The following is a 21342-nucleotide window of genomic DNA, read 5'->3' as shown; positions in this document are numbered from 1 at the left end:
ACTTTGACAATAAATTTACAATGCAAATATATCAGATAAATTTATTTACATTCTATTTTATAGATATAAAATAGAATGTAATTATATAATAATATAATCTGAATTATCGCCTTCGCGCTGTAATTTATTGATCAAGTTAACGACATCCTCTAGCGTATTTAAAGAAACAAACTCTCTTGGCATCATTTTTAAATCGTATTTCCTATTAATTCGATTAAGGAATTGTATCATCTGCAATGAATTCATACCTAACATTGCAATAGGTTGTGAGGACGAAAAAATAGATTTTCCTGTTATCTTCTTAATTGAATCATAGAGAAAATCAGAAACTGAATCATTACAAAAAACCTTTATCTCTGCATTGGTGGCATCTAACTCTTTTATGAGTTGGTTTCCATCAACCTTATTATTATAATTTAATGGAAAGATATTTTTGGGGATAACCATACTGGGTTGCATATATTTTGGAAGTTGGTTTTTCAGGTAAAACTGTATCTGATCCACCGTTATGGTTTCATATCTTTTTAATTGATACCATGCGACAAGAATATTATTATCTCTGTATAGTGATACATAAGCATTGATAATGGCTGGGTGGGTAAGCAAGCAATGTTCTATCTCAGTGAGATTAACAAGGCTCCCATTATATTTAATTTGTCGATCAGTACGCCCCTTATAATAGAGAAACGCCTGATGGAAATAACCTAAATCCCCTGTTCGGTAAGATCGAGGGTTAGTCTTTAATTTAAACGAAGTGTTTAAAGTGGCATTAATATAACCTAGCCCAACCGACTTTCCAGTGACCACTATTTCTCCAATCTCTAAATTATCTTCATCTAAGCAAGTTTCCAACAACGTTAAAGCCGTATTTGGAATAGCGTGACCAATTGGAATTGGATGTTTTGAAAATAACATGGTCTCCGTAATCCAACAAAAGCAAACAACATCTGAACATTCCGTTGGGCCATAGGAATTCATAAACTTTATCTTTGGATTTTTTGATAACCACAATTGAATCACTGATTTTGATACTTGTTCTCCACCAAGTACGATTGTATTCAGGCTATTAAAAAAATCTAACTGTCCAGTGTCTGAAAGTAGGCTTAGTGTAGAAGGTGTACAATTGAATTTTGTCACTTGAAATTGCGTAATTTTTTGACATATAGAAATAGGATCAAAAGGCGAAAGCGATGGAAAGACAAGGCAAGCACCTGTTACTAATGCAGCAAAAATATTTTTCTGTGTCAAATCAAAACTAACTGAAGAAGGAATCAAGATCACGTCATTTCCAGTAATAGTTAATTCTTCTATATACCAATTAACGACATTCGTAAAACCACCGAGATGTACTTGTGCTCCCTTAGGAGTACCGGTTGTACCAGAGGTAAAAATGGTATAGAGACACTCATTCTCCTGCCGATGTTGGGGTAGCCAAGCTGTGTGAGGGTATGACTCATCCAGAATAAGGAATTGTAAATCATCAGGTACCAAATGCTGATAACATGCCATAGTGATTACTAAGCAGTTCGTCTGTTTATAGATATGTTGTAATCTCTGTGCCCCCATGTTCGGATCAAGGGGAATATATTTATGACCAGAAAATATTACAGCTAATACTGAAGCAACGAAGTGGTAGCCACCAGGAAGAAATACCGTAATAAAAGCAGATCTGGAATTTAGTTCATCTATTGATTGTAATAACTGGCCGATATTTTTTACTAAACTGTTTAATTCTTTATAACTAAAATGATTGTAATCATCTATAATTGCTATTTTATTTTGATTTTCGCTTAGATTATTAATGAGTTTATTTAACATATTAATTTCCTGATATTAATGGCATTTGAAGAGTATTCTGCAAAAGTAGAAGATACTGATCATAGATATCTTTGGAATTTAACCTATCAAGTTCAATATCCTTCTCAATTTTTATATAAGTTTTTTCGCCTAATAAAAATATATCCATTGATAATGGATAGCGCGAAATACCCTGAGTGAATGTACACATCTCCCAGCCTATTCCTTGAATATCAAAATGTATTTTAGGCCAATGGTGAAATCCGAAAAAAAAGTCGAACCAGCTACTTGGAGTTGTGAAATTATCTAATTTAGCCAGCTCTTCATAAGGTACATAAGGAAATTTTTTTACTGATTTATATTTTTTATGAATTTCTTTAGGTGAAGGATCTGTGATAACAAGTGGAAATATCGAAGCATATAAATTCAAGGTGCTTTTTTTTCAATGGTAGTTCTGTTTTCACTGGCTGTACCAATTGTCACTACTGATTTATTAAAATATTGCATAAGCCACTGAACCCAGATTGATAACATCAGGTCGGATAAATTTACTCTTATCTGTTTACAATACTGCCGTGATAGAGAAAATAGTTCTGCAGGAAATTCAAATATCATAACTTCTTCTTGTTGGGGGAATTCTTCAATAAGAAGACCTTCACGAAATTGTTGTAATTTTGTTGCCCAATATGTGACTGAATTATTCTTTGCCAGAAATATATCATCGTATTGCTGTTGATTAGGTTCATGTAAGAGATACTTTATAGATCTCCGACAAGTTCTATCCAAGCTAGTAAGAAATAGTGCGGCAGCAGAACCATCAAATACGATATGGCAAAAAACAAATAATAGATATGCTTTTTGTTCTGTTAAGATCAGGTAGATTCTAACAGGTGCTTCCTGGCTAAGATCAAAATGGTGCCTAGATAAGCTCTGACAAACTGATGATTGTTCCGTTTCCTTACAGACAATTATATCAATATGTAAAGATAAATGGGAAACCCACTCCCATTTTAAGTCAACCAGACTACTCAGTTTATAGTTTCCTAATCCAAGCTGTATAGCATGGTAAATAATGTAATTCAACCAGTCCTGATTAGGGATAGTATTGGATTTAAGAAGGATAGGAATATTAAACCCTGTTGCTTTTATATTTGTTTCATTTAGCCACCACATTCTACGCTGCAAACTAGATAACTGCATGGTAATATGACCTCAACAAAATAACATTTAAGTTCTGATTTGGTTATTGTTTAATAAAAATTATTTTAGACTTTCATTTAATTTTTATAGTGTATTCTTAACAGAAAAAGATATACTAATAAGCCACATAGTATTGTTCCCGCCATGATTAAAGGCGTTTGTCTGGCAATATTTGACTCCAATATTGTCCCGAAACAGACATATCCAATAGGTACGGAAAAAAAACGAGTGGAAGAAAAAATCGTCATTATACGACCAAATAGATTTTCTGGTACTTGCTGCTGGATCATAGTGATCTCAACGGGACCAGCGAAACCAATACAACAGCCTACTACAAAGAGTTGTACGAAAAAGACATATTGTGAGTAGATTAGATTTAAAGACAAGAAACACAGAATAAGTAAGGTGTAACCTACAATAATAATTTGATGTTTTGAGAAATATTTTCCAAATATTCCATAAAATAACGAAGAAAGGCTAGTGCCAAAGCCAAAACACATCATAGAGACACCAAGACTCAATACAGAATTAAACTCTTGTTTATTAATATAGGGTAAATAAATTATAAGAAATGGTGTTATAACAAAATTAACTATTGAACTAATGATGAGAACAGAAAATATTTCTCTTTCCGATTTAATATATTTAACAGATTCCAATAAATAATGATATGGCTGCGATGGCATTTTGTATATTTGATTAACTTCAGAAATAAAATGCTTTTTCAACACGAGTACTCCCAAAGCAACAACTAAAAAACTTGCTGCATCAAAATATAATACATTTATCGTACCCAATACTGATATCATAAATGCACCAAATATTGGCCCTGCAAGATCACAAATATTTTCAATTGTGCTATTTATACCATTTACAAGCTCACTTTCATTTTTATTCTTTTTTATTTCCTTAGCCAACATGATATCTTTAGCTAATCTACCAGGAACATCCAGAATTGTTGCAAGTATAAGAAGAATAGCTAATAAGTAAAAATTCATTATTTCAATAGTGTAAAATATAGGAATCAATAATACACTAATGAAATTAACAATATCAGAAAATATTGAAATTTGAAATGCTCCATATTTATCTACAATTGGTGCACTAAAAAACATGGATAATATCACTGGTAATATTTTAGCTGACATAACTACTGCAACCAAAAACGGGCTTCCAGATATTTCAAGGATAAGCCATGGAATAGCTATTTCAGTAATAGCGTTTCCTAAAATAGATACACCATTTAATACTAACAATCCACTAATTTGAAAAGGTATGTGCCTCATAATTTTTTTCATTATGTATAGGTTTATAAGGAATAATTTATCATTATTAATATATCTTTATCCTCTTTTCAAGAAAATTATGTGCTTTTTCTCCTGTAATCCCATTTTTTTCAACATAGAGTCTAAGTTCTGCTTTGCGTTTTTCTATCTGATCACCTTCTTGGTTGATAAATAGAATATCATGTGTTGTTAGTTTTCTAATCACAAAGCAAGGTATTGGACTTACAAGAGGACAAAAATCGTTATTTCTCACAGAGGGTTTTTGGGAATGAGGATGGAATTCGCCAATCATAAGCGCTTTTTTCATAAAATGGAGACGACTCGTATAATGTACAGCATCAATAAATTTATTATATTTATCTTCTGAAAGATTTTTTATTATTATAACAATACTGAAAAGATCTTTCTTATCATTAGGAAGAAGCTTCTCTTTTTTATTATAGAAATTAGAAAATCGATAAATATGGTCAATATATTTATCGTATTCAACGTCTTTGGCATCATATTCTACCATATATATAGAGCCTGAATTATGTGCCCTCTTCACAAATGGGCATATCGCGCCATGTCTTTTAATTTCTTCACATGGTTCACCAATAACATTCAGCATCCATTTTTTTATTATTTCCATTTCATCGCTATAACTATCTTGTTTAGAACAAGAATAAGTTTCCTCTATTAACATATTATTCTCCAAACAAATAACCTTATTTTACCAGGAAGATTATGAATATTATCTTTAATTCTATGATTATGGATACTCAATCAATTCTCCTCTTATTTTTTTGGGAGCTAATGCAAGTTTTGAAGATAACTTTCCAATTTTGATTTTACATCTTTTAGTATCCAAACGTGTAGCACAAAGATAAAGAAATGCTTTCATTTGACTCATTGCAAGATATTCACCAAAACATTTATGAGTACCTTGAGCAAATGGGAAATAAGTATTCTTATCATAAGGGTGATTAAAACGCTCTGGATAAAACAATTCAGATTTTTCCCAATAACGTTCATCAAAATGAGTCATGCAGGGAGATACCCAAACAAATGATTCCGGTTCAATAGAGGGAATACAATCATTATCAATATAACGGATCATTGCCCAGGCTGCTGGATAATATCGCAATGTTTCTAATACAAAATCATTGAAATATCGATTCTTTAATACACTCTTGTGATTTACATTTTCTTGTGTAATTTCTTTTTTTATTTTTTCTGCCTCAGCAGAATAATCCATAAAGCATTTCATAACCCAAAATAACATAGTACCAGTTGTCTCCACGCCGCTTCCTAAAAAGGAGAGAATCTCATCATTTATCTGTTCTTCAGTTAATTCCCCCTGATTATATAGGAGAGTGAGACACCCCAAAAAACTATTATCAGATTTCAGATGTGATTTATTCAGATTATCTGAAACATAATTAAATATTTGTTTTTTAGCCAAAAAAAATTGTTTTTTCTTGCTTTTTAATATTTTAACTGAAGTAAATAAATCATATTCTATATAATCTAATATAATACCTACAGCATCACTTAATTTCTTCTTGTCATTATTATTTTCAGGAGAAAGAATAATATCAACATTGGTTTCAATACTTAATCTTCTAAAGTGACACATAATTTCATGATCTTTCAATCGATTGAACTTGAAAGTTTTAAAATTATGATGAATGCACAAATCAATATAGTTAATAACATCTCGATTAATCGTGTTTTGAATTTTTTTTCTGCGTTCTCTACTTTTGGGACTTGTTTCCTCAGAGAATAGTCCTTTTCCTATTATCTTTTGCAGAGGTTCACGGTGGAGCCTTTTTCCATATTTAAATACACTCCTTATGATTTCAGGATTATGAGCAAAGTATATTTTAGTTTTACCAAACCTTATTTTTTGTTGCTGGACATGTTTTTTAGATTGACACTTAAAAAAATAATATAACTTTTTACTTAGAAAATAATAAAGGAATTTATATTTTAGAAATAAAGAATCTTGGATTCGCCTAATAAGTGCAATTTCTAAGAAAGGCGGTCAGTTGCTATAGTAGGCATCTTTCTCGCCAAAGGAAAATGCACTATGGCCTATATGCAACTGACCGAAATAGAAAGATATCAGATTTTCAGTTTAAAAGAAGCCGGTTTTACACAACGTTTTATTGCAACGTCGCTTAATTGAGCCCCATCAACGATTAGCCGCGAATTGAAAAGAAACCGGGAAGCCCAGAAATACTGCCCTAAACAAGCTCAGCTTAAAGCTTCAGAGCGCCGCCGTACTGCGGTAAAAGCCGTCAAAGTGACACCGGAGATAACAAAGTGGATTAAGCAGTTAATTTGGCAAGATTTAAGCCCTGAACAAACCGTCGGTTATCTTCAAAGGGAGAAGATAATATCCTTGCATCATGAAATCGTGTATAGATTGATTTATAAGGATAAAATCAATGGTGGTGATTTATGGCAGCACCTTAGGATTGCTAAAAAACCATATCGTAAACGCTATGGAAGTGATGAGCGCAGAGGAAAAATCAAAAATAGAATCAGTATTGAGCATCGCCCAAAACTTGTTGATAAAAAGCAGCGTATTGGTGATTGGGAAGGGGATACTATCGTTGGAAAAGATCATAAAAGTGCATTATTAACCTTAGTTGAACGTAAATCGTTATTTACTGTCATCATTAAACTCGAAGATAAAACAGCGGAAGGTGTTGCAAAAGCGACAACAAGGAATTTATCAAATATAAAACAAAAGGTTAAAACCATCACCTTTGATAATGGATTGGAGTTTGCCGAACACGAACTCATCAGTAAAAATTTAGAGGCCAAGATTTATTTTGCCCATCCTTATTCACCCTGGGAAAGAGGAATCAATGAGAACACCAATGGATTAATCAGAGACTACTTTCCAAAAGGGACCGATTTTAATCAGGTATCAGAGCGGGAGATAAACCTCGTCGCAAATCGCTTAAATAAACGCCCACGGAAGACACGGGATTACAAAACACCGGATGAGTTATTCAAAGGAATATCCACTCGTTTACTTCGTTTATAACGGTGTTGCACTTATTATGTGAATGCAAGAATCCATATATCACCATGGTTTATTAATAATAAATTGAATTTAATATAGCCGACTTTCCGCAGCTATATCTATAATATTTTTATCTTTAAGTACCTGTATGTATTTTTACATTAATTTATAATTAGAATACGGAATGAAGGATATAAATTAGCATATTAAGAATTTTGATTGATAATCAACAGGGTAAATTATATCTATTTTTATGGTAAAGCTACCGCACAACTTTACTCGACATTTCAAGCTGAAATTAATATTTACCCTTCGTTATTATCCACATTAATTAGATAACATTTCAAAATAGTGCCACATACTTATACAACGTACAACTCTATGTATAACAAGTGATTAAAACAATGTTGTGTATCAGAATTATGAAACGTTATTTAATCTATTTATAATAGAGACATAATTTTCCATTAAATAATTTAATAATAATGTAAGTTTGCTTTCTGAAAATCCACATATAATTCATGAAAACATGATGCATATCCCATAACACATACCACACAAATTATTTACTATTTTTTAAAATTCATTGTATGTTAATACGGTGTATAAACACAAATAGATCATGTATCATGCCGACATGGGGCATGAAAAATCGAACAGCACTGATTAATCAGGTGCGCTAACTGGAGTTGGATACGGCATCGCCAGCCACGAAGATGTCGCAGAAGTTGCCGTCATTGGTATCAAGGATGAAGTGAAAGGACAAACTGCCGTGGCGTTTGCTGTCCTCAAAGAAGGACGAGAAATCCAGAGTGCTGACCATTTTGCCACCTTGGAGAAGGCATTAATGGCGTTGGTGGATAAGAAAATCGGTAGCGTTGGACGTCCGGCACGCGTCTATTTTGTGACGCAATTACCGAAAACCCGTTCAGGAAAAATGTTGCGCCGCACCATGCAGGCTATTTGTGAAGGACGTGAACCAAGCGATATTGCCCTGATTGAGAATCCCGCTTCATTGGAAGCCATTCGGGATGCGATTTCCCATTAAGCAACTGTCATTAAACAATGGATGAAGGTCAGCCCATGATAACCATTGATATTTGGTATGACTCTGTTGATAAACAGCACAGTTATGTGGCATCAGTCATACCAAGTATTCGCCATCAGAAACAACGCACCTGAACGAAGAAATTAGAAACGATAACCAAAGCCGATATTAAAGCCATTGGTTGAGACTTTGCCTTCGGTATTGAAATTAAAGTGACTTCCCTCATACCCAATTGTGACGGCAAAATTCTCAACAGGATTAATGATAAAACCCGTTCCCCATGCTAATGCGCTTTTTGATAAGTTACTTTGTTCAGTAGCACTATCATCATCTTCTTCTGTAAATTTGCCTTTAAGGGAAGCAATACCAGCTTGTCCATACATGCTGATATATTCATTGATACGATAAGTAGGGCCAATCATAGATGAGTAATAATTAAATTTTGCCTTATAAGCCTCTTCATTTTCCTCTCTATCGCCTTTAGCCAGGGTAAATGAAGACAATATCCCCCACTCATTATTAAGCTCATAACGATAATTTAACGTTGCACCTTTTAATGCTTTTTCTTGTTGTAGTTTGATATGTGCATAACCTACAGAGATGGCTTGATATTCTGCCTGCGCAAATGGTCCAAATAGTAAACCTAGCGCCAGAGTCGATCCCACAATTAAATTTTTCATTCTAACTATCCACTGTCTATCTATATACGCACTAAACTTCAAGTTGTAATTTACAACACGATATGAAACCTGATCTCTCCCCACTTCGCGGGGAGAGATCACACGCATCTTGAAGTGAGATTGGTATATAATGGTTAAAAATGCTGATTATACTGACGGAGATAAATGTCAAAGGTGGAATAATCCGAGAAAAATCAATAATATTCCTGACATTAGATATTTTTTATACAACTTTGTGTTTTGTTTAATCTGCATTTACTGTCGCAGAGTTACTATACCCTTGTACTACATTTTCCCAGCTACTTTTACCCATTCCAGCTCCGTTCCTACACGGAGCTTTTTTTATCCAGACAAATAGATTAACACTTTTATACCAATTTCACTTCAAGATGCATTATTGTTTTTCCCCGTTTCGCGGGGAGAAATCACACGCATCTTGAAATAAGATTGGTGTGTAATAATGAAACAGTGTCATTAAATGAAATTTAATATTTTCCTGTTAAATAGCGTTTCAAAATGATAGGAGCCTTCCTTACCCCGCGCGGGGTAAGGAACCCAACATCTGATACTCTCAGTATTATGAGAATCTATTTAAAATAGTAAATTATTTAATCTATTATAAAATGCCATATTATTAGAATAACACCCCATAAAAAAGCAAAATAACACACAAAATAAAGAAATTAATTCACTATGCACTTTAAAAACTCTCGTCTATATTGTAAAAGCATCTTTATATTAAAAATAAGGATATAATATGTCATTCAAAAACACTTCCACCAGCTTTGGCCATATTTCTATTTTAATTCATTGGCTAGTAGCGCTCACTGTTTATGGAATGTTTGCACTTGGATTATGGATGGTCACATTAAGTTATTACGATAACTGGTATCATCGTGCTCCTGAACTGCATAAAAGTATAGGTAGTTTATTATTTATTGTCATGATTATTCGGGTAGTATGGCGATTTATTTCGCCGCCACCAAAACCTTTGGCAAGCTACAGCCTTTTTATACGCATCAGTTCACAACTAATGCAACTCACTCTCTATATCGCCTTATTTGGTATTCTATTTAGTGGATATCTCATTTCTACAGCCGATGGGCAATCTATCAGTATTTTTGGCTGGTTTGAAATCCCTGCAACCCTAACAGGCCAAGGCATACAGGCTGATACGGCGGGCGTTATACATCTTTATCTTGCCTGGACTGTTGTCGTACTCTCCCTATTACATGGGATTGCGGCACTGAAACATCACTTTATTGATCGTGATACCACCCTAAAAAGAATATTTGGTTACAAACCAAATTAAAATGACTTTTGGAGAATTATTATGCTGAAAAAGACGCTAGTAGCCCTGACCGTAGGCGGATGGCTCATGAGTGCAGGAAACGCACTCGCTGCTGATTATAAGTTCGATAAAATAGGCCAACATGCCTTTATTGAATTTCGTATTCAGCATTTAGGATTTAGCTGGCTTTATGGGGGTTTTAAAGATTTCGATGGTAGCTTTACTTTTGATCCGCAAAACCCAGCAAATGATAAAGTCAATGTGGTTATCAAAACCGATAGTGTCGATACCAAACATGCCGAACGAGATAAGCATTTACGTGGACCTAACTTTTTGAACAGTCACAAATATCCTGAAGCTAAATTCACATCAACGAATGTTAAGAAAGAAGGTGAACATTACTTTATTACCGGAGATCTCACATTAAATGGTGTGACCAAACCTGTCACACTGGACGCAAAATTGCTCAATGCAGGAAACGATCCGTGGGGTGGATACCGTGCTGGTTTTGAGGCGACAGGTAAACTCAAATTAAAAGATTTTAATATTAAAGAAGATCTGGGGCCAAAATCTCAGGAAGTCGAACTGATCATTTCCGTTGAAGGCGTGCGAGAAAAAGCCTAATCACAAAAGAACGCGGTAAGAAAAACGTACCGCGTTCCATTTCTCCTGTTTTAAACAGGCACCAATCTATTAGACAATCAGTTCATTAACATGACGTGTTATTGATGCCAAAGCATTGTGGGCATCATATTCTGCCTTAATGATCTGTGACTGCTGGCGCCATATCGGGGAAGATAATATCCTTGTCACTGCCAGATATAACTGCTGCTCAGTGGGGGTATCAGTATGCAAGCTGATACCACAACGTGACCAGATAACACGAGCGACAGCTTCTAATTTACCATCTCCTGTTCCCGCGACCACCAAAGGTACGCCATGACGAATGGCTGAATTCAGAGAACCATAACCACCATTAGTAATAAAAATGGCAGCTCTGGGGAGCCAGTGTTCAAAATTGAGATACTCGACCACTCTGGCATTTTCTGGCAGATCTTCTCCCAGAACATCGATAGAACGACCACCTGTAATCGCCAATACCCGAACCGGCAATGTTGCCAACCCACGCAATGTAGGTAATATCAATTGGTTAAAATCAATATTAGCCAGTGTTCCCTGCGTCACCAGAATCAATGGCAGGCTTTCATCCGGCCAACTGATTTGCGTTTTATCATCTTCCACCTTTACCGGCAGCGCCCCGATAAACTCCACTGTCTCAGGTAAATCATTACGAGAAAATTCAAATGATGGCGTTGCCAGTTGCAAGAAACGATCAACTCCGCTCATCAAAACATCATTATGATCCCCTGTCAGTGGAAGACAATCCACCGCCGCAAGTGACTGATTAAATGCCGCCCTGACCTGCTCAATTAATTGGTGCGTTTCCTCATCGACCAATTGCTCGCGGGTCAAATCAGCAGGCAATAATTCAGGCGGTATCCGCGCCCCCCAAAATATGGCATCTTTTGTTGACCACGCCAGTGGCGTGACACCAATAGCAATGACAGGGATACGTTTTTCAGCCGGTTTTTGCAATAACGGCAGCGCGGCATAAAAAGTATTATCGATAATCAGCAGATCAGGGTGTCCCTCGTCGATAACTTGTAGCAATTGTTTCGACAACACAGGAATTGGTGCGGCAAAGAATTGCTTTAACGCCAGCGCCATCTGAGCATTTCCCGGCGGAAGTTCTGCCCGTTCAGGAAAATATTTTTCCAAACAACGGTAATCAATATCCACTTGCTCATCGAAAGGAACAAAAATAGCCCCTAACGCTTCCGTTTGCTGTTGAAACAAGGAACCACTGAATATGGTGACATCATGTCCCTGCCCTATTAAATGTTCCGCAATAGTAAATATTGGAAAAACATGACCAGGCGTTGCAATAGCAGCTAAAACAATACGAGACATTAATCGAGTCTCCTTCTACTCAATCAGCACTGGAAACAGTAATAGTGCGGAAGCTATGATTTGTACACACAGGCACGCCGTGGATATGCACCCGCTGAATATGGCGAGGAGAACGGGAAATAAAAGCTTCACGTCCATGTAATAAAGTGAAGTTATCGCAAATCGCAATGTCACCAGACTGCCATTGATGAGCGTAGAAATAACGCGGATCATACAATCGGTTATACAGTGTTTCTGCAAGGGCTTGTTGCTCTTCCTGTGACATGCCATCTATCTTCAAAGCGTGATGATCAGCATACTTCACATCTTCTTTACCCATTGGCTCATTGTAACGCATCACCCATTTTTTGCCGTCGGGGTGAGGACAAATCAATGGTGAAGTCACTTCACCGCCATAATGGGTGACTCGGCTTGTACGGTAAGTAATGGTGGTATTTTTCCATCTATTACGCTCATCATCACTGGCGTCAATAATCAATTGTTCAGTGTTGACAAACGTGGTGCGTCCTCCTTGAGCCGCTTCGGGGGCAGAAACACAGTGAAATAGCTGAAATTCAGGAATTGTTTCTCTATACATTCCATCCCAATGCAACGGCAAATTACCACTGTCCATAACATGGTCAGACGGTTCTGGGTGCTCCATAACATCCAATACAGCACCAAATGGCCACATCATGATTTCCCCCCAACGGCCAGAATATTCCGCCAATTTCTCTTTATCCGTAAAACCGGATTGAAAACCACGTAATATAACCAGCAGATGAGTACGAGCTAATTCACGCAAAGCATCAACGGACAGAGTGGTAATATCCTGATCAGGATAATTGGGAGTAATAAATACGCCAAAAGGTTTCATCGCCTCAATATGACAATCAAGTTCATAGGTATTCATGATTTTTCTCTCTAAAATACGGTATACCACGTGGTTATTCTGCTTATGCTGTCGCCGCTTGAAATTCTGTTTGCGGATTTTCTTCAGATGGTGTTTCAATCACATAATGGCTTGGAACCCCCCGAATTTCGATCAGCTTTCCATTCATCTTTTTCACTTCATCACTTTTCATCAGCACAAACTGGCCGTTAATGTTGGCCGCCACGCCGTGCCACGGCGTCAACCAATCATCCCGAGTCGGCATCATATGAATACCAATTTTGACACTGTCCACGGGTTGCGGGTGAATAGAAAGACGGATCGCTAGAGGGAATTGCTCTGCCAGCAAATTACCCCACGCCCAACTACGTTGGATAACCCCAGCCGAGCGCTGGCGTGCATCTTTTTGCAACGCATTTTTTGAACCTGTATATTCTGGCAATAAGCTATCTTCATAAAGAAAACGGGTAATCGCTCGATATAATTGAACACCTTCTTCGGTTTTTTTGAGCTCTTCCTTGATCTCCTCGATTGAAGAGGCATAACGACTGACCAATAATTCACGCAGTTGATCGTAATCATTAGTATATTGCGTTAGTGATTCAACGTTACCAAGATTAAAAACCGAAAGATGAGTCGCGCCCAGTTCATGCAGCAATTTTTCAATTTCTAATTGATAATGGGTAATTGTGTCATCATCGACAAGAATAAGATCACTAAAAACATGTCCATCAGAACAAATAACAATATTTGCCCCAGGTGGATAATAAAGCTGAATACGCTGACAAAGGGAATTTAGAAAAATCAGTGATAATTTTTCTGCCATATCCGGCATTTTACCCAATACTTTTCTAGGATTTGGGGATTTTGTTGGAAATGCAGGTAAAATACATTCGATAGGTTTCCCTTGCTCCACAAATGCACGGATACGTGGCAGTTGAACCTCAGAAACCTTTTTTTCTTCATCTTGAAGTGTATGTTCAGACTCTGGGAAACGACGTCGATACTGCAATAATTCATGTAGAATTTTGTTAGACACTTCTTCTATGTCAAGACGTTCCATAATTCATTCCTAATTTATTACATTTACATCACAGCCAATTAATACAGTTAGCAATATATAGATATTGCTGAGCATAAAACATTAACTCACTTGCTTTTGAATATATAAATAGCGAAATAAAACTTACAGCAGAAAAGTGACAATATACAACCAAACCTAACTATAAATATACTGAGTTTTTTATTTTATCTTATTTTATTACACACACAATAAAACTCTAAAAAATCATGGACATAAATATACATCATTATAATCCCACAAATAAATTAAATTTTTTTAAAAAAATAATTCAATTTTTTTGATGATGTTACAAAACTGAAATAAAGTTCAAATTTTTTAGAAAACATTATTTTTAAAAGCTATATTATTTATATATCCAATATTATTTATCATAGGAGAGAAAAATAATGCATTGCGAATTTATAAATAACTCAGAAAAAGAAACAACAGCAACTTCATATACTCAAAATCAACTCATTAAATCACGATCTGTTATTATTGCTGGGGAAATCAATCAGTCGCTTGCCGAAAATGTAATGACACAACTGATAATTTTGCAGGAAATCATAACCACCCGCATAGCGGGTGGTTTTATGTTTAAGAAGCTAACGCATCTTAAACTGGCTAAAGCCATAAATAAGGAGGTGGGACCGTGGTCCCACCTTCTCTTTATTTCTTAAATAATGGCAATTGATTTTCTGCCCGCCATTTTTTAACGCGCGCCAGAACTCCTTCTGGCGAATCATCATCGCCATCTTCTGGGTAAAAAATCAAATCACTCCCGGCTGGATGTTGGGTTAGGTGTTCAAATTCGGAAACGGCATCCACATCCTGCTGTTCCGTCTCATGTTCACTGTTAAAAATTTTTGTTACGAAGGCCAAAAATTCGGCTTCAGTATAATCTTCAAGTTTAGTTTTACTCATAAGTTAACCTCTATTTTTTTGAATGAATGTGAATATGGTTTTTAGGGGTGACAACTCGTATATTATCAAAATTATAAACATCTCCTCCATGCTGAATTTCGTCAACATGGTGTAATTCCAGTTTTTTTCTGCCCCCGACCTGGCCGTTTTTACGGGCAAATGGCGCTCTTCCTTTCGCAATCGCATTTTTATTGGCTTTTCTTTTTATTTGCCCAGCCAATTTAGGGGTTTTTCCAATTTCGCTCCATATAGCTTCCCTCAATTTATCAAATGAACTGAATTTTTTTCCTCTTAATTTATCTGCTACACTTTTAGGAATTGGTATTCCTAATCTTTTAGAGACACCTTCTAGCCAATCACTACCAACTTCTTTTCCATTTCCTGTTGCTATACCGGGTTTATCCCGCGCGCTTTTTTTCTTTTTCTCTTTCGCGACTTTTTGTTCTTTTTCTTTTTTCTTGCTTTCCGCTTTATTGCGGTTTTCCATTAGGGGAGCGAGTTCTTTTTTTGTTTGTTCTATTTCTTTATGGACGCGATGTAAACTCCTACCTAGCCTTTCATAAAATGCTGATTTAACAATAATTTCAGGCCCAATTGGTTTTTTTTCAAATTCCGGCTTTAAGGCTTCTATACGATAGTCATTTACTCCTTTTTGTAATAAAGTATTAATCAAATTCTGATCATTGACTTTTATCTCTGTTTTAGTAAATTTTAATTGTTCTTGAGTTTGCTGATATACTAACGGATATTTCACCGGATCACTTAATGTAAGACCTTCAGGTGAACTCAAAAGCTGATTAAGTTGTTTTTGTTTTTCCTGATAAGGCTTGTCTATGCTTTCAAATTCCTGTACCGCTTCACTGAATTCTAATTCAGCTGCTAATAGGGGATGAGCCAATAACCATTCCTGTTCTCTTTTTTTCGCTGCTTCCAGTTGTACTTTTTCTTCTGAAACAGTAGGAACTTTGGACACGGAAATATAAATGGGATCGTGTTCGCCATCAAAGTCGAGAATGGCATGATGGTGATCAACAGAAATTGGTGAAAATATTCCGACAGTCGCTGCTGTATTAACTTTGTTTTCGGACGACCAGCCCCTAAAGGTATCAATGTGAATTTGCATGGGTTTCATTCCAGAAACAACCTGGATAGAATAAACGTCATTACGTGTTTCTTTTGCTTTTACAACGGGAACGCTAGTCGGATTTCTAGTAATAGCTATTTGACGTAGTTGAGTTTTTGTATCAACAACAGGTTGAGCAACCACATCTGTAATAACTGTGCTTTGTCCACGAATTTTTGCATTAATTTTATCCATCGCAAGGGCACCCGCAAACAATGTAGCTACCGGCAGTGCTGTCACTTGATAAACATCCGTTATGCCATGACGCTGTGCTTCTCTTCTGGCATTTTCAATAGCTTCTCTTTCAATTTTTGCAGCGGCATCCTGTCTTTTGGATTCCAAGTCTAACAACAGTGATGAAACCCCTACTACAGGTCCAGCAAAACGTGAGCCAAATTTGGCCATTCCCAGAGCTGAACCTGCCAGGCGCGTAGCAAAGGGATTGGCATTGTCTATGTAACTTCCCAAGTTCATAAAACCTGTATTAAGGGTGCCAATATTGAGATTGAGTGTTGCGCTTAACACTCCGTTGACTGGAAAGACCAGCGCCGGCATACCAGGTCTGGCCATACTGAGCGCTGCCACAGCGTAACCCGCCAAACGACTGGAACCCCCAGAACCAGAGCTACCCCCACCATTATAATCGCCAAAGCCATTCTCGTTTCCCCAGCCAGCATCCCGTGATGGACCTGTTCCGGTTACCGTTATTGAATCGTGCATATTTTCCCTTTTTATTAATTAATATCACTAAATTTTGTGTGTTATAAACGGCCACTAAATAGATAAATAAATTAATAGTTACCGTTCTTGTTGATGATATTAACAATATAAAAAAGGCATTTTTATATTATATAACTGCATGATTTATAGAACAAAGAATGTATTACACATCCCTGTAAGGACAGAGATGGGATCGGGTGTAGTGGTATAAAGATCTCGGACACTTCAAGTCTGCTAATATTATTAACATGACAATGAGGTTAACGATGAAATTGGAACCCACCAAACGCCACTATTCCGCTGAATTTAAGTTGGAAGCAGTTCAACAGGTTGTTCTCCATCAGCAGCAGGTTGTTAAGGTCGCCCGTTCACTGGGAATTGATGCCAGCACCCTGGGAAAATGGGTTCGCCAATACCAGGCCGAAATGCAGGGAATTACACCTGTGGGCAAGGCACTGATGCCTGAACAACGCCAGATACAGGCCTTAGAGAAACAGGCGAAACGCCTGGAAATGGAAAAAGAAATCCTAAAGCGGGTGGCCGTGCTGATGAGCGAGATGCGCCGTGGCGCTATGCGTTGATCACACGGCTGAGCATCCGATGGGCGGTCACGGAATGATATCAGATACTTCAGGTGTCACGCCGTGCCTATTATGACTGGCGACAACGGCCTGTCGACACGGAACGTATGCTGTTGCGCATCCGGATTCGTGAACGGTATAACCAAAGTCAGGGAACGATAGGCAGTCGCACATTGAGCCATCTGCTGACAAATGAAGGGAAACCGGTTGGACGTTGGCTGGCCCTGCGTCTGATTGTAGAAAATGTCAGCAAAGAATACGAACCTACATGGATCGAAGAAGGGTATAAGAATCTTGGCGTACATGAGATCAAAGGTGAACAACATCATCCTAGTATTTTGCAGTGGTGGAAAGATATCAAGCGTGGAGGAATACGTGATGATAAAACGCCATGGTGTGCTGCATATGTTGGTGCCATGTTTGAGCGTGTTGGTATCCGTTCAAGCAGATTTGAACCAGCTAGGTCTTATCTTGAATGGGGAATGCAGTTAAAAGGGCCTTATTATGGCTGTGTAGCCGTTTTTACACGAGTAGGTGGGGCGCTGGTTTTGTTGTTGGTTTAGCTGAGAATGGAGATTTGATGGTTTTAGGAGGCAATCAGTCTGATGAAGTTAATATCCGTGCATTTCCCCGTTCAAAGAGTATCGGGTTATCGCTGGCCGATGAATGAACCACTAAACAGTAAATTGTTTTCCTTGATGACCGGTTGTCAATCATATAGTGAAGCATGATATTGATTATGATGCTGGATCATCCTAAATCTGGTTTTATACGCATTAAACTTCAAGTTGCAATTTACAACACGATATGAAACCTGATCTCTCCCCGCGAAGCGGGGAGAGATCACACGCATCTTGAAGTTGGATTGGTATAGATAATAATATTTATTTTCAGTGTGAATTTTTATTTCTAATGAATGGATATAAACAGTGCAGGCGGCATTATCCTAACATTAATAATAACCACCTGCTTTTTTTAGCATTTATTAAGGAACTTCAGGTGTTTTCTGGTTTGTCTAATGTCCATACAAAATCCTGCTCTACGACAGGTGAAAATCCCAGTTTCTTATAAAGCCAACCTGCATTAGATGTCACCAACATCACGTGTTTTACATAGGGAATAATCGGATGCTGTAACACACATTCTACCAACCAACGACCTAATCCTTTCTTCTGATAGTCATCGATAATAAATACATCGGAAAGATAAGAAAACATTGAAAAGTCAGTTACTAATCTTGCAAATCCAATTGCTTTATCACGATGAAATAATGCAAAGCATAAACTATTTTCTATTGCAGTTTTGACTTTATCAAATTCAACACCACGCGCCCAAAATAATTGCGTTAACTCACTATGTACGAAATGAATATTAATCTTACTCTTATCCGTTGTAACCCAATATTCACCGTGTTCCCATGTTATATTTTTCTCCATCATCCCGCCTTTTAAGAAAACATTAAAATTTAAATATACGCATTAAACTTCAAGTTGCAATTTACAACATTATATGAGAAATCACACGCATCTTAAATAGCGTTTCAAAATGGTAAGGAATGCTAACATCTGATACTCTCAGTATTATGAAAACCTATTTAACGTTAGATTGATATAAATCTATCATAAAAAAAGCCATGCTATAACATGGCTTATCAAAATAGGGGAAATATTAATTAACGGATGAGTCATCTTTCTGTAAGAGTATCCGGTATATCATCCCACCGATAGCACCACCAATTAATGGAATCAACCAAAATACCCAAAGCTGCTCCAGGGCCCAGGTTCCCTGGAAAATAGCAACCGCTGTACTTCTTGCCGGGTTAACCGATGTATTGGTTACAGGAATACTGATTAAGTGAATAAGTGTCAATGCTAAACCGATAGCCAATGGTGCAAATCCTGCTGGTGCATTTTTATCTGTTGCTCCGAGAATGACAATTAAGAAAAATCCGGTTAATACTAATTCAATAATAATTGCAGCTCGTAATGAAAAACCCCCAGGAGAATGTTCACCATAACCATTAGATGCAAAACCACTTGCCGTTGCATCAAAACCACTTTTACCGCTGGCGATAAGGTATAGTACCGCAGCTGCCGCAATTCCTCCAATCACTTGGGCAATAATATAAGGAATAACCTCTTTGGCAGAAATGCGCCCGCCCGCGAACAACCCCAATGTTACTGCTGGATTAAAATGTCCTCCTGAAATATGTCCTACCGCATAGGCCATCGTTACCACAGTTAAACCAAAAGCCAAGGATACGCCCACAAAACCAATCCCCAGCTGTGGGAATGCCGCAGCTAAAACCGCACTACCACATCCACCAAACACCAACCAAAAAGTACCTAAAAACTCTGCCGATAACTTTTTAAACATTCGACGATTCCTCAATAATATTTGCATAAATGCAAAAGAATCCAAAAAATAGTTTAGTTAGTGTTTTTAATTATGGGCAAGGGATTGCAGACAGAAAAATCATGTCTCATATAGTGTTGTAAGATTAATGCGTATATTACAAATTGCTTGATTGTTAACTTAATCATAAGCAACGAAGAAATGTATTTTTAAACAACCTAACTTCAAGATGCATATGACTTCTCCCCGCGTCGCGGGAAGAAGTCACGTTTCATATCATGCTGTAAATTGCAACATGAAGTTTAATGCGTATAGTTAATTAATAACTGCTTTCTTTACCTCATCCGAGGCTTGCCAAATACGGTATTTAACTGTCACCGATTTTGGCGTATATACCACGATAGGTAATTTGCTGTTATAACGAACGAAAGCATCCTTACCTAACTGAACCTGAACAAAACGCACTGTTTTTTCTTTATTTGGACAAGCCATTTTTGTTGAGGCGGGACCCGTTACATTATTTAGCACATAATAGTCATATCCCCACCCTTCCAGGGTTTTAGTCTCCAACTTACCGCCAAACCAGTGATGATTACAATCCACTTTCATATCCTTGCCAATCACCAACTCAACCATATAGCCGTTTTCATGTTCTTTCTGAGGTAATTCAATCACGCTACGAGCCATGTTCTCAGAAGGCGCAGGATAAGGGGCGATATCTTCAAGTTTTTTGTCCGCAAAAACCGAAGTTGACACCATCAATGCAGCTAAAGGGAATAGATATTTTTTCATATATCACCTCTGAATATGTTTAAAAAGGAGACTAGATAATAACAACAAAAAGACAGGGGTAAATTATGTTTTTTGGCAAGGTACTGATTCTTAAAGGCATTGAATAAAGAAAATCTATTCACTCATAATAAATATCAAATTTTATTTATCACCAACAAACTAACAGGTTCTACCAGTTCTTTTTTATGTGATATTTCTCAAATCTGATATTAAAATGACCTGCTACACTCCTTGAGTGTGATAGTGAATTTCGTATAGGAGGTCTTATGTTTCCAGAATATCGTGATTTAGTATCCAATCTGAAAGAATCTCATCCCCGCTTCCAATCCCTGTTTGAAAAACATAACCGACTTGACCACGAGATAACCCAACTAGAAGGCCCAAATGGTGCAGGTTATAACGATAAAGTTGTGCGTCTGAAAAAAGAAAAACTACACATCAAAGATGAAATGCAACGGATTTTGCAGGAACAATATCAAAACCAGAAGTAAATCAGCCAAGTGGTTTTGACGCCTGCTTTGTAGACAAGCGGGCGTCACAATGAGTTCTCGAATGGAGAACCTTTTCAATCTTACACCCAAAAAAAAGCCACCATAACGGTGGCAAAAAACTGGAGCAATA

At 36.9% G+C, this 21342-nt stretch carries 21 protein-coding genes and 2 pseudogenes; 8 read left to right on the top strand and 15 right to left on the bottom strand.

What is annotated here, in order from left to right; all coding sequences use genetic code 11:
• Positions 1-81: 81 nt before the first annotated feature.
• The 6 genes from WDV75_RS14475 to WDV75_RS14450 all read right to left on the bottom strand — a co-directional run bounded on the left by WDV75_RS14475 (position 82) and on the right by WDV75_RS14450 (position 6276).
• The gene (locus WDV75_RS14475; protein WP_273560142.1) at positions 82-1818 is read right to left on the bottom strand and encodes a non-ribosomal peptide synthetase; all 1737 of its coding nucleotides are present in this window, start codon (positions 1816-1818) and stop codon (positions 82-84) included.
• A gap of 1 nt (position 1819) precedes the next feature.
• A complete protein-coding gene (locus WDV75_RS14470; RefSeq protein WP_273560143.1) occupies positions 1820-2227 on the bottom strand; it encodes a hypothetical protein in 408 nt (135 codons plus the stop codon).
• Positions 2224-2997 (bottom strand): condensation domain-containing protein, encoded by a 774-nt coding sequence (locus tag WDV75_RS14465; protein WP_273560145.1) that lies wholly within the window; start codon positions 2995-2997, stop codon positions 2224-2226. The genes WDV75_RS14470 and WDV75_RS14465 overlap by 4 nt, the downstream gene beginning before the upstream one ends.
• 77 nt (positions 2998-3074) lie before the next feature.
• Positions 3075-4283 (bottom strand): MFS transporter, encoded by a 1209-nt coding sequence (locus WDV75_RS14460; protein ID WP_273560147.1) that lies wholly within the window; start codon positions 4281-4283, stop codon positions 3075-3077.
• A 46-nt stretch (positions 4284-4329) separates the two neighbouring features.
• Positions 4330-4968 (bottom strand): DUF6875 domain-containing protein, encoded by a 639-nt coding sequence (locus tag WDV75_RS14455; RefSeq protein ID WP_273560149.1) that lies wholly within the window; start codon positions 4966-4968, stop codon positions 4330-4332.
• Positions 4969-5034: 66 nt separating this feature from the next.
• Positions 5035-6276 (bottom strand): cytochrome P450, encoded by a 1242-nt coding sequence (locus tag WDV75_RS14450; protein WP_338861206.1) that lies wholly within the window; start codon positions 6274-6276, stop codon positions 5035-5037.
• 78 nt (positions 6277-6354) lie between these two features.
• Here WDV75_RS14450 and WDV75_RS14445 point away from each other — a divergent pair.
• Positions 6355-7323, top strand: a pseudogene (locus WDV75_RS14445) (IS30 family transposase).
• Between the two features lie 679 nt (positions 7324-8002).
• A pseudogene (locus tag WDV75_RS14440) lies at positions 8003-8350 on the top strand (AMP-binding enzyme); the annotation flags it as partial.
• A 143-nt stretch (positions 8351-8493) separates the two neighbouring features.
• On the opposite strand, the gene WDV75_RS14435 reads toward WDV75_RS14440, so the two are convergent.
• Positions 8494-9030, bottom strand: coding sequence for an Ail/Lom family outer membrane beta-barrel protein (locus WDV75_RS14435; RefSeq protein WP_273571759.1), 537 nt, complete (start codon positions 9028-9030; stop codon positions 8494-8496).
• A 757-nt stretch (positions 9031-9787) separates the two neighbouring features.
• Between WDV75_RS14435 and WDV75_RS14430 the strand changes: the two genes are divergently transcribed.
• Entirely contained in the window at positions 9788-10342 is a 555-nt protein-coding gene (locus WDV75_RS14430) for a cytochrome b (RefSeq protein ID WP_273571758.1), read from the top strand.
• Positions 10343-10363: 21 nt separating this feature from the next.
• The gene (locus tag WDV75_RS14425) at positions 10364-10945 is read left to right on the top strand and encodes a YceI family protein (protein ID WP_273571757.1); all 582 of its coding nucleotides are present in this window, start codon (positions 10364-10366) and stop codon (positions 10943-10945) included.
• Positions 10946-11014: 69 nt separating this feature from the next.
• On the opposite strand, the gene WDV75_RS14420 is transcribed toward WDV75_RS14425, so the two are convergent.
• From WDV75_RS14420 to pvcA, 3 genes are read right to left on the bottom strand one after another with little or no spacing between them, the layout of a single operon-like run.
• The gene (locus WDV75_RS14420) at positions 11015-12292 is read right to left on the bottom strand and encodes a rhabduscin glycosyltransferase (RefSeq protein WP_273571756.1); all 1278 of its coding nucleotides are present in this window, start codon (positions 12290-12292) and stop codon (positions 11015-11017) included.
• A gap of 19 nt (positions 12293-12311) precedes the next feature.
• Positions 12312-13184, bottom strand: a complete 873-nt coding sequence (gene pvcB / locus WDV75_RS14415) for a tyrosine isonitrile desaturase/decarboxylase (RefSeq protein WP_189760088.1) — start codon at positions 13182-13184, stop codon at positions 12312-12314.
• A gap of 43 nt (positions 13185-13227) precedes the next feature.
• Positions 13228-14226 (bottom strand): L-tyrosine isonitrile synthase, encoded by a 999-nt coding sequence (pvcA, locus tag WDV75_RS14410; RefSeq protein ID WP_273571755.1) that lies wholly within the window; start codon positions 14224-14226, stop codon positions 13228-13230.
• Between the two features lie 407 nt (positions 14227-14633).
• Between pvcA and WDV75_RS14405 the strand changes: the two genes are divergently transcribed.
• Positions 14634-14906 carry a hypothetical protein gene (locus tag WDV75_RS14405; protein ID WP_273571754.1) on the top strand — a complete coding sequence of 91 codons (273 nt, stop codon included), beginning with the start codon at positions 14634-14636 and terminating at the stop codon, positions 14904-14906.
• On the opposite strand, the gene WDV75_RS14400 is transcribed toward WDV75_RS14405, so the two are convergent.
• Both WDV75_RS14400 and WDV75_RS14395 read right to left on the bottom strand, forming a co-directional pair.
• The gene (locus WDV75_RS14400; RefSeq protein WP_273571753.1) at positions 14896-15150 is read right to left on the bottom strand and encodes a bacteriocin immunity protein; all 255 of its coding nucleotides are present in this window, start codon (positions 15148-15150) and stop codon (positions 14896-14898) included. The genes WDV75_RS14405 and WDV75_RS14400 overlap by 11 nt on opposite strands.
• Positions 15151-15160: 10 nt before the next feature.
• Complete coding sequence (locus WDV75_RS14395; RefSeq protein WP_273571752.1) at positions 15161-16993, bottom strand: colicin-like bacteriocin tRNase domain-containing protein; 1833 nt, start codon at positions 16991-16993, stop codon at positions 15161-15163.
• Between the two features lie 266 nt (positions 16994-17259).
• On the opposite strand from WDV75_RS14395, the gene WDV75_RS14390 reads away from it, so the two are divergent.
• Entirely contained in the window at positions 17260-17574 is a 315-nt protein-coding gene (locus tag WDV75_RS14390; RefSeq protein WP_273571751.1) for a transposase, read from the top strand.
• A 53-nt stretch (positions 17575-17627) separates the two neighbouring features.
• Entirely contained in the window at positions 17628-18137 is a 510-nt protein-coding gene (locus WDV75_RS22170) for a TIGR02594 family protein (protein WP_273571750.1), read from the top strand.
• 432 nt (positions 18138-18569) lie between these two features.
• Here WDV75_RS22170 and WDV75_RS14380 read toward each other — a convergent pair whose 3' ends face one another.
• The 3 genes from WDV75_RS14380 to eco all read right to left on the bottom strand — a co-directional run bounded on the left by WDV75_RS14380 (position 18570) and on the right by eco (position 20721).
• The gene (locus WDV75_RS14380; RefSeq protein WP_273571749.1) at positions 18570-19010 is read right to left on the bottom strand and encodes a GNAT family N-acetyltransferase; all 441 of its coding nucleotides are present in this window, start codon (positions 19008-19010) and stop codon (positions 18570-18572) included.
• A gap of 232 nt (positions 19011-19242) precedes the next feature.
• Positions 19243-19950, bottom strand: coding sequence for an aquaporin Z (gene aqpZ, locus WDV75_RS14375; protein ID WP_273571748.1), 708 nt, complete (start codon positions 19948-19950; stop codon positions 19243-19245).
• A 294-nt stretch (positions 19951-20244) separates the two neighbouring features.
• The gene (eco, locus tag WDV75_RS14370; protein ID WP_273571747.1) at positions 20245-20721 is read right to left on the bottom strand and encodes a serine protease inhibitor ecotin; all 477 of its coding nucleotides are present in this window, start codon (positions 20719-20721) and stop codon (positions 20245-20247) included.
• A gap of 266 nt (positions 20722-20987) precedes the next feature.
• On the opposite strand from eco, the gene WDV75_RS14365 reads away from it, so the two are divergent.
• The gene (locus WDV75_RS14365; RefSeq protein ID WP_273571746.1) at positions 20988-21212 is read left to right on the top strand and encodes a YdcH family protein; all 225 of its coding nucleotides are present in this window, start codon (positions 20988-20990) and stop codon (positions 21210-21212) included.
• The last annotated feature ends 130 nt before the right edge of the window (positions 21213-21342 follow it).

Source organism: Xenorhabdus griffiniae (assembly GCF_037265215.1).
GTDB classification, from domain to species: Bacteria; Pseudomonadota; Gammaproteobacteria; order Enterobacterales; family Enterobacteriaceae; genus Xenorhabdus; species Xenorhabdus griffiniae.
Note: the sequence above shows the minus strand (reverse complement) of the source record. Positions and strands in the feature narration are given on the sequence as shown.

Coding starts and splice junctions, on each gene's coding strand:
- WDV75_RS14475 (WP_273560142.1), bottom strand. CDS start 1,818: ATGTTAAATAAACTCATTAATAATCTAAGCGAAAATCAAAATAAAATA.
- WDV75_RS14465 (WP_273560145.1), bottom strand. CDS start 2,997: ATGCAGTTATCTAGTTTGCAGCGTAGAATGTGGTGGCTAAATGAAACA.
- WDV75_RS14460 (WP_273560147.1), bottom strand. CDS start 4,283: ATGAGGCACATACCTTTTCAAATTAGTGGATTGTTAGTATTAAATGGT.
- WDV75_RS14455 (WP_273560149.1), bottom strand. CDS start 4,968: ATGTTAATAGAGGAAACTTATTCTTGTTCTAAACAAGATAGTTATAGC.
- WDV75_RS14435 (WP_273571759.1), bottom strand. CDS start 9,030: ATGAAAAATTTAATTGTGGGATCGACTCTGGCGCTAGGTTTACTATTT.
- WDV75_RS14430 (WP_273571758.1), top strand. CDS start 9,788: ATGTCATTCAAAAACACTTCCACCAGCTTTGGCCATATTTCTATTTTA.
- WDV75_RS14425 (WP_273571757.1), top strand. CDS start 10,364: ATGCTGAAAAAGACGCTAGTAGCCCTGACCGTAGGCGGATGGCTCATG.
- WDV75_RS14420 (WP_273571756.1), bottom strand. CDS start 12,292: ATGTCTCGTATTGTTTTAGCTGCTATTGCAACGCCTGGTCATGTTTTT.
- pvcB (WP_189760088.1), bottom strand. CDS start 13,184: ATGAATACCTATGAACTTGATTGTCATATTGAGGCGATGAAACCTTTT.
- pvcA (WP_273571755.1), bottom strand. CDS start 14,226: ATGGAACGTCTTGACATAGAAGAAGTGTCTAACAAAATTCTACATGAA.
- WDV75_RS14405 (WP_273571754.1), top strand. CDS start 14,634: ATGCATTGCGAATTTATAAATAACTCAGAAAAAGAAACAACAGCAACT.
- WDV75_RS14400 (WP_273571753.1), bottom strand. CDS start 15,150: ATGAGTAAAACTAAACTTGAAGATTATACTGAAGCCGAATTTTTGGCC.
- WDV75_RS14395 (WP_273571752.1), bottom strand. CDS start 16,993: ATGCACGATTCAATAACGGTAACCGGAACAGGTCCATCACGGGATGCT.
- WDV75_RS14390 (WP_273571751.1), top strand. CDS start 17,260: ATGAAATTGGAACCCACCAAACGCCACTATTCCGCTGAATTTAAGTTG.
- WDV75_RS14380 (WP_273571749.1), bottom strand. CDS start 19,010: ATGGAGAAAAATATAACATGGGAACACGGTGAATATTGGGTTACAACG.
- aqpZ (WP_273571748.1), bottom strand. CDS start 19,950: ATGTTTAAAAAGTTATCGGCAGAGTTTTTAGGTACTTTTTGGTTGGTG.
- eco (WP_273571747.1), bottom strand. CDS start 20,721: ATGAAAAAATATCTATTCCCTTTAGCTGCATTGATGGTGTCAACTTCG.
- WDV75_RS14365 (WP_273571746.1), top strand. CDS start 20,988: ATGTTTCCAGAATATCGTGATTTAGTATCCAATCTGAAAGAATCTCAT.